The sequence below is a fragment of the Erwinia rhapontici genome (assembly GCF_012271765.1).
Lineage (GTDB): Bacteria > Pseudomonadota > Gammaproteobacteria > Enterobacterales > Enterobacteriaceae > Erwinia > Erwinia rhapontici.
Genome location: NZ_VRKO01000014.1, coordinates 102539 through 115316, shown reverse-complemented (window position 1 = coordinate 115316; position 12778 = coordinate 102539). Strand labels below are relative to the sequence as shown.

Annotated in this window: 13 protein-coding genes; 7 read left to right on the top strand and 6 right to left on the bottom strand. The window is 52.7% G+C overall.

What is annotated here, in order from left to right; translation table 11 throughout:
• Nucleotides 1–30 precede the first annotated feature (30 nt).
• Complete coding sequence (locus FVB43_RS14195; protein WP_167864204.1) at nt 31–1083, bottom strand: FecR family protein; 1053 nt, start codon at nt 1081–1083, stop codon at nt 31–33.
• A gap of 4 nt (nt 1084–1087) precedes the next feature.
• On the bottom strand, nt 1088–1588 hold the full coding sequence (locus FVB43_RS14190; RefSeq protein ID WP_133844539.1) for an RNA polymerase sigma factor: 501 nt from the start codon (nt 1586–1588) through the stop codon (nt 1088–1090).
• A 315-nt stretch (nt 1589–1903) separates the two neighbouring features.
• On the opposite strand from FVB43_RS14190, the gene FVB43_RS14185 reads away from it, so the two are divergent.
• Nucleotides 1904–2116, top strand: a complete 213-nt coding sequence (locus FVB43_RS14185; RefSeq protein ID WP_133844541.1) for a YdgH/BhsA/McbA-like domain containing protein — start codon at nt 1904–1906, stop codon at nt 2114–2116.
• Nucleotides 2117–2187: 71 nt separating this feature from the next.
• Here FVB43_RS14185 and FVB43_RS14180 read toward each other — a convergent pair whose 3' ends face one another.
• Nucleotides 2188–3054, bottom strand: a complete 867-nt coding sequence (locus FVB43_RS14180; RefSeq protein WP_133844543.1) for a helix-turn-helix domain-containing protein — start codon at nt 3052–3054, stop codon at nt 2188–2190.
• Nucleotides 3051–3668: a TetR/AcrR family transcriptional regulator gene (locus FVB43_RS14175; RefSeq protein WP_167864203.1), complete on the bottom strand. Its 618-nt coding sequence runs from the start codon at nt 3666–3668 to the stop codon at nt 3051–3053. Before FVB43_RS14175 ends, FVB43_RS14180 begins: the two co-directional genes overlap by 4 nt.
• A 245-nt stretch (nt 3669–3913) precedes the next feature.
• On the opposite strand from FVB43_RS14175, the gene FVB43_RS14170 reads away from it, so the two are divergent.
• The 5 genes from FVB43_RS14170 (at nt 3914) to FVB43_RS24650 (ending at nt 9635) form a co-directional block, all read left to right on the top strand.
• Entirely contained in the window at nt 3914–4945 is a 1032-nt protein-coding gene (locus FVB43_RS14170; RefSeq protein ID WP_167864202.1) for a LacI family DNA-binding transcriptional regulator, read from the top strand.
• Nucleotides 4946–5138: 193 nt separating this feature from the next.
• On the top strand, nt 5139–6569 hold the full coding sequence (locus tag FVB43_RS14165) for a sugar porter family MFS transporter (protein ID WP_227535478.1): 1431 nt from the start codon (nt 5139–5141) through the stop codon (nt 6567–6569).
• 32 nt (nt 6570–6601) lie between these two features.
• Nucleotides 6602–7522, top strand: a complete 921-nt coding sequence (locus tag FVB43_RS14160) for a TIM barrel protein (RefSeq protein ID WP_159338364.1) — start codon at nt 6602–6604, stop codon at nt 7520–7522.
• A 13-nt stretch (nt 7523–7535) separates the two neighbouring features.
• Nucleotides 7536–8708 carry a Gfo/Idh/MocA family protein gene (locus tag FVB43_RS14155; RefSeq protein WP_167864201.1) on the top strand — a complete coding sequence of 391 codons (1173 nt, stop codon included), beginning with the start codon at nt 7536–7538 and terminating at the stop codon, nt 8706–8708.
• 363 nt (nt 8709–9071) lie between these two features.
• Entirely contained in the window at nt 9072–9635 is a 564-nt protein-coding gene (locus FVB43_RS24650) for a hypothetical protein (protein WP_238337119.1), read from the top strand.
• 7 nt (nt 9636–9642) lie between these two features.
• Here the strand turns inward: FVB43_RS24650 and FVB43_RS14145 are convergent, their stop codons facing one another.
• Together FVB43_RS14145 and FVB43_RS14140 are read right to left on the bottom strand one after the other, a co-directional pair.
• Nucleotides 9643–9924, bottom strand: a complete 282-nt coding sequence (locus FVB43_RS14145; protein WP_133844554.1) for a hypothetical protein — start codon at nt 9922–9924, stop codon at nt 9643–9645.
• Nucleotides 9925–10084: 160 nt separating this feature from the next.
• On the bottom strand, nt 10085–10978 hold the full coding sequence (locus FVB43_RS14140; RefSeq protein WP_167864200.1) for a LysR substrate-binding domain-containing protein: 894 nt from the start codon (nt 10976–10978) through the stop codon (nt 10085–10087).
• Nucleotides 10979–11135: 157 nt separating this feature from the next.
• Here FVB43_RS14140 and pckA point away from each other — a divergent pair, with 157 nt between their 5' ends.
• Nucleotides 11136–12752 (top strand): phosphoenolpyruvate carboxykinase (ATP), encoded by a 1617-nt coding sequence (gene pckA / locus FVB43_RS14135; RefSeq protein WP_133844558.1) that lies wholly within the window; start codon nt 11136–11138, stop codon nt 12750–12752.
• The last annotated feature ends 26 nt before the right edge of the window (nt 12753–12778 follow it).

Below are 12778 nucleotides of genomic sequence, written 5' to 3'. Positions count from 1 at the left end.
CAAAACCCTGACGTCACATCGCCATTTTTTTTACGACTTTTTTGCTTTGCTGTTACGCGGCACGATCAGTGTGCTGTCACCCTGCTTCTTCAGTACCACCGGCAGCACGGCGGGTAGCGCTCTGGCAAAACTGTCCAGCCGCTGCAATTCGAAACTTCCTGTGATGCGCAAATCCGCCAGCTGCGGATCTGCCTGATAGTTCACCGCACCGTAGCGGGCGAATTCGGCCAGCGCCAGCGGTAGCGGGGTGTTATCAAAGTTGACTCGCGCCTGCTGCCAGGGGGCGACCGCCTGCGGAGCAATGGCGTTTTCTGCCACCAGCAAACCACGGGCATCACTGCGGCCCTGTTGCCCGGCGCGCAGCACCTGAAGATGAGCATCAGCCTGAGACAGTCCAACGGTTTTCACCAATCGCCACCAGCTGTATTCCCAGCCTGACAGCGGGCCAACGCGCACGGCACCGGAACGCACTGCGACATCCACCCCTTCCCCACTCATCGAGTGCGGAATATAACGAACGCTGAAGGCGGTGCCGAGTACCGTCACCCGTGACGGGCCACTACGCACCGTCAGAGGGCGTTCTGCCTGATGCGCCACCTGGAAAAAGGCCTGCCCCTGCTCCAGCCACACTTCGCGCCGCTGCGGATAAAAAGCAACATGCAGCCGGGTGCCTGCATCCAGATTCAGTTCACTGCCATCAGGAAGGGTAATCAGACGCTGTTCGCCGCGTGCAGTGGCGTAGCTCTGTTCGAACTGAGCCGGGGCGAGGCTCTGCCAGGCAGGCCAGACCAGCACCGCCAGCAACAGCATCGCCATTGCAGGCCAAAGCAGTCGGGTCCGCCGTGTCGGGGCGGACAGTTCGCGCCGGGTTTGCTGGCGCAGGCGGGCAATATCAGCCGCAGGCAACGCACCCAGTTGCTGCCACAAGCGCTGCGCCCGGGCAAACTCAGCAGCATTGTCGTCATCAGCCTGCCAGCGCGCAAACTCCCGCTGCTGCCGGGGCGTTAACCCCGCCTGCTGTTGTAGTAGCCAGTGCTGGGCTTTCTCCGCCCGTTCGGTGCGTGAGGAATCAGAGGTATTCATCGCATTATCCCTTGCTGTCCTGCCAGCGTTCGCTGCATTCCCGGCAGGCCGTCATCGCCCGAATAATATGTTTTTCAACCATATTGGTAGAAATCCCCATCTGCTTCGCCACCTCATTCTGTGAGAGCCCGTCAAAACGGTGCAGCACGAACGCCTGACGACAGCGCGGTGGCAGACTGTCGATAGTCGCCACCAGTTGAGCCGCATACTGGCTGCTTTCGGCCTGAGCCTCAGGCTGCCAGCCGCCGGGTGCGACAATACAGGATTCATCGATGTCATCAAGGTTTTCATGGGATTGACGCTGCTGATGGCGATAGCGGTCGACCAGCAGGTTACGTGCGATGTGATAGAGCAGGCCGCGCGGTGATTGCACCGGCCCACCGGATGGCAACGTCAACGCCCGGCTGAACGTTTCCTGCGTCATCTCCTGGGCGCTGTCGCGGTCGCGCAGCTTACGCGTCAGAAAGCGCAGGACTTCTACGTAATACTGTTCAAACGCTGACACGATAGGTTCTCACTGGCGACAGAGCAAAGCGGCCGCCTGAGCGTAGCATTAAGTTGAATGATAATCATTTTTATTATTACGCGAAAGGAAGAACTATTTTCGGGCAGCCAATGTCATGCAACGTCAATCTACTGCGTGAAATAACGTTGTCAGTCAGCGTTCTGCAAGCAATGTAAAACGCTGTCAATTTTCAATCAAATTATTTGATATAGATGAGCAAATCACTCCGCTATCACTACTTCATTAGCAAGCGTAGTATTGCTTTCAACGAGGCAACAAGCCTCAATCATACAAACTTAATAAAGGAACTACCCCATGAAATCCATCAAAACTTTTGCAGCAGTTATCGTGCTTTCTACCGTTTCTTTCGCCAGCTTCGCACAAAGCGTGACAGCAACCGGTTCAACGCTGGACAGCGCAGAAGCCAGTATCGCCGCTCAGGCACAGCAGGCGGGTGCATCGTCTTACAAAATTACTGAAGCCAATACCAACAATGGCGTTCACATGACAGCTGAACTGCTGAAATAACACCGACAGACAGTTTACGGTTATATGCCCGGTCCCTGGATAACAGGGAACGGGCATACCCGATCCTGCAATCAGACAATCACTGGCACATAGTAGTCGATGCGACCGGTAGCGGAACTTCTGATGCGCTGCGGATCGATGCGCTCAATATCGTAGCCATCACGGCGCACCGCGCCCGCTGTCGGCAGAGCATGTTCATAAATCAGCTTGATGAAATCAGCGAACTGCTGCACATCGCCGCTGAAAGTGAAATGCAGATAAGTTTGCTTTTCGATATCCACCTGCACCAAAGGCTCTTCCCCACTTGCCGTATCAGGATCAAAGCAAGCCAGGTACTGCAGGGTGGCGCAATCATCGGCACGCGGGCCACCTTTGATCACATTGGTCAGACCGTACAGCGCGGTGGGTTTTGCCACCGCTGACGCCAGTCGCTCCCGCCATAAAATGGCGCGTTGATCCCAGCAAAAGTGGCAAATGGTATCCAGCGTGAAAGCATAATCCGTCACGCGCCCCTGCAAGGTCATCGCATCCAGCTCGACCAGTTGACCTTCAGGAACAGCCATTTCGCTGAGGTTAATCGGCGGACACAATCCTTTGCATGACCAGTGCAACGCATCACGATACTGTGCGGGCGTCACATTGAAATGGCGCTTGAAGGTTTTGTGGTAGACGTTATGGCTGGAGAAACCGTGCTCACTGCCAACGGAGTCGATCTGTTTATCAAACAGACGCAGCATCACTGCACTGGAGGTCAGCCGCCGCTGACGACAATACGATGCCAGCTTCTGCCCGGTCACCTCTTTGAAAATACGTTGCAGATGCCATTTTGAATAGCCCGACTTTTCAACAAAGTCGTTAATGGTCAGCGGCGTATGGATATTCCCTTCCAGCCAGTGCAGCAGTTGATGAACAACTTCCTGTTTGAAGGTCGTTTTCACGATAAAGGTCGCTCTCTGGTGAGTGTCAGCAAAATGTTTTTCAGGGATAACGCGTCACGAATGCCGCGGCCATTACCCAGTGAATAGGCCAGCCATGCGCCATCAGCCGCCAGTCGTGCCACCTCATGCTGTGGAAGACTGTCCGTCTCGTGGTGGCGTTGCAGTCGCCCCGCCAGCCACAACGACCAGCGTTCACACAGCTCGCGTGATGCCATCATCGACAGCGATAACGGGATCCTCAGGCTTTTCTCCGCCTGTAAAATGTCATCAAACGCCACGCTAATATACGCACGTGTGAAGCAACCGGATGATGGCTCATCAGCGGCCATAACACGGTCAATAGCTTGTTCATTCTCCGCGAGGAAACTTTCGAAGACCGCATCCAGCAGCGCCTGCTTATGGGGAAAATGATGAAAGAACCCGCCTTTCGTCACGCCCGCAGCAGCAGACACGGCCTGAACAGTGACGCCTGTCAGCCCCTCGAGGGCGGCAAGTTCGGCAGCGGAGTGGATCAGCGCCGCCCTGACCTGTTCCGGTTGTTTTTTACGCTTATAACCCCGTTCACAGCAGAGCGCTTCGCGCAGTGAATGAGATGATGTGGGATGTTTAATCATGACGTTTTCGGCTAAAAGATACCACGCGGTATGTTTGCAGAAAGATAGCATAATTTTGGAAATATCTGGTTTTTTTTACCTTTACTGACACCGGCCAAAAATGAAATTTTTAAATCTTATTTGTGCACAATAAAAAAAATAATCTGATGAGCATCATATCCTGAGTATTTAGTCCTCTGCCTGTACTGTTGCCCTGTGGGCAGACGTGATAGTTTTTTGTCATTGCTTATATCAGGGAATCCAGGATGAAAAAAACCACATTAACGGACATCGCCCGCGAAGCTGGCGTGGGTGTTGCCACGGTCGACAGGGTACTGAACCGACGAGCTCCCGTTCGCCCGGACACCGAACATCGCGTGGTTCAGGCCGCGTCCCGGCTCGGCTATCGTTTTGATCCTGATTTTCTTAACGTCAGCGCCCCACGCCAGAGTTCAGGTTCGCTGCGGATTGGCGTCATTCTGCTGTCGCGTGACTACTCGTTCTACGATACGTTTTCCCGGGCACTGGAACAGCACGCCGCACCGTATTTACAGGAGGGCACCCGCATTGAATTCGCCTTTCATGATATCCATGCCATTGAAGAAACGGCGGCAACGATTGATGAACTGAGCGATCACGTTAACGTGCTGGCACTGATCGCGCTGGATAATGCGCTCATCCGTCGGGCGGTGGAGAAAGCCACACAAAAAGGCGTAAAAGTATTTACCGTTCTCTCCGATCTCTCGCCCTGTGGCCACGCCGGGTATATCGGCCTGGATAACCGAAAAGCGGGCCGAACCGCCGCATGGGCTGTTCAGCGTCTAAGCGGCCCACCGGGAAAAGTCGGGGTGATTGTCGGTGATAATCGCTTTTTATGTCAGGAAACGTGCGAAATCAGCTTCCGTTCGTACCTGCGGGAATACGCCACCGGCCATACGGTACTGGAACCGGTTAAGAGTTTTGAAAACGTTGAGCGGGGCTATCAGGTCACTGCCGAACTGATTCATCGCCACCCGGAATTGTCCGTGATCTATGCGCCCTGCGGCGGCGTGGAAGGTGTCGTCAATGCCCTGCGTGACAGTGCCCGGCGGCAGGACATTACGTTAATCTGCCACGGCCCGTTGCAGGATGCTCAGCTGGCACTGATCGACGGCACGCTGGATATCATGATAGCCCATCGACTGGACGAGCTGGCCGCCCGCGTCATTGAGGCGATGCAGCAAGCCAGCACAGAGGAACGTGGTGGCTTTATCGCCCTGACCAGCAGTTTCGAATTGATAACCAAAGAGAATTACTGACGCACTGCGGGTCAACAGCGAAATCCGACAGAACTATCGAATAACTCACTGAAATAGCGGAAATGATAGAATATTATCATTCAAAGCTATCAAAAATAGTGAGATCACCATCAAAAAACAAACATTCCATCATTGTAGGTAATGGAATGTTTGTTTGATACTCCCTTCAAATAATAATTGAAGGATCTCCTCCGTGCCTCTATCAACACCAAAACATAACATGGCCTATGTGATGGCGATTTGCGCCGTTGCTGCCCTCGGTGGTCTGCTGTTTGGCTATGATTCGTCGGTCATCTCCGGCGCTATCGAACCTATCAGCCACCACTATCAACTCTCACCTGCCGAAACGGGCTGGGCGGTGTCTAACGTCATCATCGGCTGTGTTATTGGCTGTCTGGTGGCAGGAAAACTGGCTGACCGTTATGGCCGTAAAAAAATGCTGATCGTCACCGCCATTCTGTTTGTGGTCTCCGTTGCCGGCACTGCACTGGCCCCGGACTTCACCACCTTTGTGGTGTTCCGCATTATCGGCGGACTGGGCATCGGCCTTGCCTCGGTGATCTCCCCTATCTACATTGCCGAAGTCGCGCCGAAAGATTATCGCGGTCGGGCCATGACCATGCACATGATCTGCTGCGTTGGCGGCCAGGTGCTGGTCCTGCTGACCAACTACCTGATTGCCAAAAATGCCGATCCAGAGTGGCTGAATGCCTACGGCTGGCGCTGGATGCTGGGTGCCGCCTTTGTTCCCTGCATCCTTTTCTTCCTGTTTGTCGGTTTTATTCCTGAGTCACCCCGCTGGAACGCGATGGTCGGCCGCAACGAGCAGGCACTGAAAACCCTGTCGCGCATCTCCACCCCTGAGCATGCACAACGCGTGATGAACGAGATCCAGGAGTCGCTGCGTTATAACGCCGATAAACAGGTGAACCGCGAGCGTGTCAGCTTCAACCGTAAGACCTCGATCTTCCTGGTGATTGGCGTTGGCCTGGCCATCTTTAACCAGCTCACCGGCATCAACGTCATCCAGTATTTTGGCCCGACCTTGCTGATGAACGTGACCCATAACATGCAGGAAGCGATGTACATGACCATCTGGCTGGCGGTGCTGCAGTTTGTGGGCGTGGTGGTCGGCATGATGCTGATCGACAAAATGGGACGCAAATCACTGCTGCTGATCGGTTCCCTCGGCTCTGCCGTCTGCCTGCTGATCACCTTCTATACCTTCTACAGCGGCATGACCGGCTGGGTCTCCGTTATCGGCCTGTTCGGCTTTATGTTCCTGTTCGGCGGCACCTGGGGCCAGGTGGTGTGGACGGTGATTGGTGAAATCTTCCCCACCCGCCTGCGCGGTGCTGGCATGGGCTTCTCTATCTGCGCCATGTGGGCCGGTAACTTCTTTGTCAGCCAGTCCTTCCCGATGATGAACCAGAACGCCTATCTCAACGATAACTTCCACGGCGCCTTCCCACTGCTGCTGTTCGCGGTGTGTTCACTGGCTTCCTGGTGGTTTGTGAAAGCTCTGCTGCCTGAAACCAAAGGGGTTTCACTGGAAAAAATGGAAGCGCTGATTCTGGAACGCTTCAACACCCCCCAACAAGAAAGCAAAACAGCCACTCGCTGAGTGCGATTTATTGATAAAGAAAGGACACCGAAATGACTATTCATATTGCTAACGCACCCTGCAGCTGGGGCGTCGATGACCCAAAGAACCCGCACCTGCCGCCGTATGAGAAAGTGCTGAAAGAAGCCGCACAGGCCGGTTACAAGAGCATAGAGCTGGGTCCCTGGACGTATCTGCCAACCGACCCGGCACTGCTGACCGAAAAACTGAACCAGTACGGGCTGACGATTGTGGCGGGCACCATCTTTGACGATCTGGTGAGCGAAGCGAACTTCCCGGCGATGATTGAGCTGACGCATAACCTGTGCCGCAATGTCTCGCAAGTGCCGACGGCAACCCCGACTCACGGCGACAACCTTCCTGCGCCCTACCTGGTGATTATCGACTTTGGCGATGCAGAACGCGCACGTCTTGCCGGGCAGTACGATAAAGCCGTGCGCCTGTCCGACACCGACTGGCAGCGCATGATGAGCCATATCACCGAGATCAGCCGTATCGCCAAAGGGTACGGCGTGCGCCCGGTTATCCATCCGCATGCAGGCGGCAGCATTGAGTTTGCCGATGAATTGGCAAAACTGGTGCAGGACATCCCGCACAGCGTGGCTGGCCTGTGTCTGGATACCGGGCATCTGTACTACGCCGGTATGGACCCGATCCCTGCGCTGGCACAGTACTTTGACCGTATCGACTACCTGCACTTTAAGGATGTTAACGACAAGGTATTCCGCGATGTGATCGCCCGTGAGCTGGACTTCTTCACCGCCTGTGCCGAAGGGGTGATGTGCCCGATTGGCAAAGGGGCCATCGACTACCCGGCAGTGCGTGCCTTCCTGGTCGAACGCCACTACCAGGGCTGGATCACCATTGAACAGGAACGTGACCCGCGCAATGCCGATGGCAGCCTGCACGACGTGACCGAAAGCCTGCGTTACCTCAACTCTGTTGGATTCTGATTAAGGACTTACCATGATTAACGGCATCAAACCTCTCGATCGCTCCCTGCGCTGGGGCATGGTTGGCGGCGGCGGCACCAGCCAGATCGGCTATATCCACCGTTCAGCGGCACTGCGTGACAACACCTTTACCCTGGTGGCGGGCGCATTTGATATTGATGCGGCACGCGGCCGCGCCTTCGGTGAAAGCCTGGGCGTGACGGGCGATCGCTGCTATCCCGATTATCAGACGTTATTCCAGCAGGAAGCTGGGCGCGCTGACGGCATTGAAGCCGTATCCATCGCCACGCCGAACAACACGCATTTCGCCATCTGTAAAGCCGCGCTGGAATCGGGCCTGCACGTGGTGTGTGAGAAACCGTTGTGCTTCACCACCGCAGAAGCCAAAGAGCTGGCGGAACTCAGCAAAAAACAGAATAAAATCATCGGTGTCACCTACGGTTATTCAGGCCATCAGCTGATCCAACAGGCGCGCAGCATGATTGCGGAAGGCCTGCTGGGCGATATCCGTATTGTGAATATGTCGTTCTCCCACGGCTTCCACAATGAAGCGGTGGAACTGGCGAACCCCAGCACCCGCTGGCGTGTTGACCCGAAATTTGTCGGGCCAAGCTACGTACTGGGCGATCTGGCCACGCATCCGATGTTCCTCGCGGAAACCATGCTGCCTGACCTGAAAATCACGCGTCTGATGTGTTCCCGTCAGAGCTTTGTGAAAACCCGTGCGCCGCTGGAAGATAACGCCTTTGTGCTGATGGAATACGACAACGGTGCCGTGGGATCGCTGTGGTGCTCTGCGGTGAACTGCGGATCGATGCATGGTCAGAAGATCCGCGTGATCGGATCGAAAGCCAGCCTGGAGTGGTGGGACGAGCAGCCGAACCAGTTACGCTATGAAATTCAGGGCGAGCCGGTACGCATTCTGGAGCGCGGCATGGGCTACCTGGCCCCGCGTGCGCTGGAAGAAGACCGTATCGGTGGCGGCCATCCGGAAGGGTTGTTCGAAGCCTGGTCAAACCTCTATCGTCGCTTTGCCGTAGCCATGGATGCCACCGATCGTGGTGATAAAGCGCTGCTGGCAGACTTCTGGTACCCGGATGTTCATGCGGGTGTTGCCGGTGTGCAGTGGGTTGAGCGCTGCGTTGAGTCGGCCGATGCCGGCGCGACCTGGGTCGATTTCGAATAACGACGCGAGCGGGCGGACCGAAACAGCAGGTCCGCCCCTACAGCAATCGCCTCAACGTAGGGTTCGACCTTTTTTTCCGGTCGAACCCTGCTGATGGTTTTCACTCACCATAATGAATACCTTCTTTATCCAGCTGTTTTTAGCTGAATCTGTAGAACTCATTTTTAACCCTCCGTATTTTCTTTATTTTTTCATTATTTTTACTAAAGACAACCCCCTTGAATATGTGTAATAACTCACATTGCGTGAGTTTAACTTTCGCGAATTTTAATTATGACACAATGATTATCGTTCTGGTTCATGATTGCATATCAAATCATAACTTCATCAGTAATTTTACGTTTAAAAAACAAGGAAGGTTTTATGGAATATTTCAAAGGAACGGGGATATATCTTATAAAAGAACAGATATACACCAAGTCAGGATTACCGAGCATTGCAAACACAATAGGCCCAACCTCTATTCAGGTTGTAAAGTCTGTTTATCATTTAATGAGAGAGCAAGAATTGTTTTATAATGATAGCCCGGTGAACTATAGCAATGTAAACACTTGGGGTAAATTCAAAATTTCTTTTGGCATTGGCATTAGTGAAAAAGATAAAAAGAATGGAAAACTAATTTTCAACCTTGAGTATTGCGGTTTTAGTACTTTTATAACTCCAATTGATGGGTTCGATAGAATTTTACCCAGGTGGTTATCTAGCAAACATAAGATCAGTGCGCCAACACCCTACAAGTTCGGAAGGGATCCGATAAGTTCCGTGAATCTTTATGACAGTATAAGATCAAAATTCTTTATTGAAAATGGTGGGGATGGCGCACCTGTTTCCCTGGCGAAGTATAATTCAAAAACAAAAGAGATAATATACATAAATAGTGAGATTGAATTTATATCCATAGCTAAAAAACTAATGAAAATCAAGTAACTCACGATCAGTAAATAAATACTTTAAATATAACCGAAACAATTAACAACCAGCAAGGAATTGAGAAATAAAATATATCTTTATTTTTCTTGCTGGAATTCACATAGAGCAGAACTATTAGCACCATGAGTATTATGGAAATATAGGAAACTTGCAGAGGAACACTTCCGTTTGCAACAACAAAAGAAAAATACAACATAATGCTGGATACAATTTTAAAGAGTTTTATCTCCTTGGTGAAGGCAATAACACCAACACACAAAAACATTAAAGAAATTATTTCAGCCATTTCATTTCTCCTTCCTTGAAAAATTATTTTCATATTATCATTGTTGTTTTGTTTTTGTAAGAAAAATAAAATTAATGCAATAATTTTATTTACCTACCAGTTCCCTGCAAGATGACTAAGCTCTATCCATCCTGATGACAGTGACCAGCCCCACTATTGGTTATTCCCGCCGTGTCGGTTGCGCGCGAATATACTGCCAAAACCGTTCAGCGGAAAGGTTCAGCCTGGAGCCGGAACGGTAAACATAGGCGCTGATCCCGAGGGAAACAGAAGGGTCCATAATTGCCAGTTTTCCCTGGCTGAGTTCCTCTTTTATTGAGTACTGCGGTAACCAGCCCACACCCTGCCCGTTAACGATCATACGCTTTAACAGCTCACTCATCGACGAGACAAAACGCAGCGTAAAAGTGTCCTCAGACAATGTGTCGATCACCTGGTTAACCTGCCGTCCCATATAGCTGTCGGTAGCGTATTTCATTAACGGCAAAATATCGTGGCTCAGGGAGTACAACGGCTGACCATCATCATCGCAGGGGGTGACCAGATGGAGATGAGAATCAAAAATCTTGTGATGAACAAAGGGATAGTTCATTAACTCTTCGTTATAAAAACTCAGAATAAAATCACATTTTCCCTCTTTCAGGTTATAGACCGCATCATTCACATTAATCGATTCCACATAGTGGATGCGCTCATTACTGTCGTTGTATCCGGCAATCATTTCGGGCAGCCACAGCACGGAAAGAGAGGGCGCGGCATCGATCTTGATGCTCTGCCGGAGGTTATCTAACCCTTTGATGCGGTTGAGCTGAAAATCCATATCGTCCAGCATATTGCGCGCATAGCCGATGAAGTTTTTACCCTGTTGCGTCAGCTGTAACGGGTTTTTGCTGCGATCAAAAATCATAAAACCCAGCGCGGATTCCAGCGACTGTATGCGTCGGCTAAACGATGACTGTGAGATGTTCCTTTTCTCCGCCGCCAGGGTAAAGCTCCGGCTCTCTTCCAGTGCAATCACATCATAAAACCATTTCACTTCAAGGTTACCGATCACCGCTGTCCGTCTCCCGCATCGCAAAAATAGTATGCAAATTTTGCATCCAGAATAGAAATTATGCAATTAAAGCATCTGTTATCCGGTGCTAGTATCCGTGGAATAGTTCGCAACAAACCATTAACTCATCCTCAGCCCCTAAATAGTCAGGTATCTCATGTCCAGCACTGCATCCCTTAACACAGCCTTGTCAGACCTTGGAATCACCGACCTCCAGGACGTGATTTACAACCCCAGCTATGAACTGCTGATGGCGCATGAAACCGCGGCGGACTTAGTGGGCTGGGAACGCGCAACCATTACCGCCTCCGGTGCAGTAGCCGTGGATACCGGGGAATTCACCGGACGTTCACCGCGTGATAAATACATCGTGCGCGATGCACTGACCGAAGATAACGTCTGGTGGTCGGATGCCGGTCAGGGCCGCAACGATAATCATCCTCTCTCACCTGCCGTCTGGTCAGAGCTGCGTGCACTGGTCTGCACGCAGCTGTCAGGTAAAAAACTCTACGTTGTCGATGCCTGGTGTGGTGCGAATAAAGACTCGCGACTGGCAGTGAGGGTGGTGACCGAGGTCGCCTGGCAGGCACATTTCGTGAAGAACATGTTCATTGTCCCTTCCGCAGAAGAGCTGGCGAACTTTACCCCTGACTTCACCGTGATGAACGGCTCCAAGTGCACCAACAGCCAGTGGCAGGCTCAGGGGATGAACTCTGAAAACTTTGTGGCCTTCAACCTCACCGAGAAAATCCAGCTTATCGGCGGCACCTGGTACGCGGGTGAAATGAAAAAAGGTCTGTTCTCGGTGATGAACTACCTGCTGCCACAGCGTGGCATCGCCTCGATGCACTGCTCTGCTAACCGCGGCGCTGCGGGTGATGTCGCTCTGTTCTTCGGCCTGTCAGGCACCGGGAAAACCACGCTTTCCACCGATCCACTGCGCGAGTTGATTGGTGATGATGAACACGGCTGGGATGCCGAGGGCGTGTTCAACTTCGAAGGCGGTTGCTATGCCAAAACCATCAACCTCAGTGAAGCCGCAGAGCCGGAGATCTACCGCGCTATTCGTCAGGATGCGTTGTTGGAAAACGTGGTGCTCAAAGAGGATGGAACCGTCGATTACGCGGATGGCAGCAAAACCGAGAACACCCGCGTGTCCTACCCCCTCTCGCACATTGAGAATATTGTCAGGCCGGTGTCCGCCGCAGGTCACCCGTCGAAGGTGATTTTCCTTGCCGCTGATGCCTTCGGCGTACTGCCTCCGGTCTCACGCCTGACCCGCGAACAGATGAAGTATCACTTCCTGTCTGGGTTTACCTCAAAATTAGCCGGAACAGAACGCGGCATCACCCAGCCGACACCGACGTTCTCGGCCTGCTATGGCGCGGCGTTTTTAATGCTGCCGCCAACGTGCTATGCCAGCGTGCTGGAAGAAAAAATGAATGAGACTCAGGCGGAAGCCTGGCTGGTTAACACCGGATGGAATGGCGCAGGCAAGCGCCTGTCACTGCGGGATACGCGCACTATCATCAACGCGATCCTGAACGGCACCATTGAGCAAAATGATAGCCAGTTGCCGATCTTCGGGCTGGCTATCCCGGCGCAGGTGCCGGGTGTTGACGATGCGCTGCTCGACCCGCGTAATGGCTGGGAAAGCGCAGAAGCGTGGCAGCAGGCAGCCGAAAAATTAGCCCAGCTGTTTGTCGCGAATTTCGAGCAGTACACCCGCACGGAAGAGGGTGCACGCATCGCCCAGGCAGGCCCGACCGCATAACAGGCAAAGCCGGCATTGAGGCTTTT

Excerpts from the sequence above, each read along its gene's own strand:
- pckA (WP_133844558.1), top strand. The coding sequence starts at position 11,136 with ATGTCCAGCACTGCATCCCTTAACACAGCCTTGTCAGACCTTGGAATC.
- FVB43_RS24650 (WP_238337119.1), top strand. The coding sequence starts at position 9,072 with ATGGAATATTTCAAAGGAACGGGGATATATCTTATAAAAGAACAGATA.
- FVB43_RS14160 (WP_159338364.1), top strand. The coding sequence starts at position 6,602 with ATGACTATTCATATTGCTAACGCACCCTGCAGCTGGGGCGTCGATGAC.
- FVB43_RS14155 (WP_167864201.1), top strand. The coding sequence starts at position 7,536 with ATGATTAACGGCATCAAACCTCTCGATCGCTCCCTGCGCTGGGGCATG.
- FVB43_RS14145 (WP_133844554.1), bottom strand. The coding sequence starts at position 9,924 with ATGGCTGAAATAATTTCTTTAATGTTTTTGTGTGTTGGTGTTATTGCC.
- FVB43_RS14195 (WP_167864204.1), bottom strand. The coding sequence starts at position 1,083 with ATGAATACCTCTGATTCCTCACGCACCGAACGGGCGGAGAAAGCCCAG.
- FVB43_RS14185 (WP_133844541.1), top strand. The coding sequence starts at position 1,904 with ATGAAATCCATCAAAACTTTTGCAGCAGTTATCGTGCTTTCTACCGTT.
- FVB43_RS14170 (WP_167864202.1), top strand. The coding sequence starts at position 3,914 with ATGAAAAAAACCACATTAACGGACATCGCCCGCGAAGCTGGCGTGGGT.
- FVB43_RS14175 (WP_167864203.1), bottom strand. The coding sequence starts at position 3,668 with ATGATTAAACATCCCACATCATCTCATTCACTGCGCGAAGCGCTCTGC.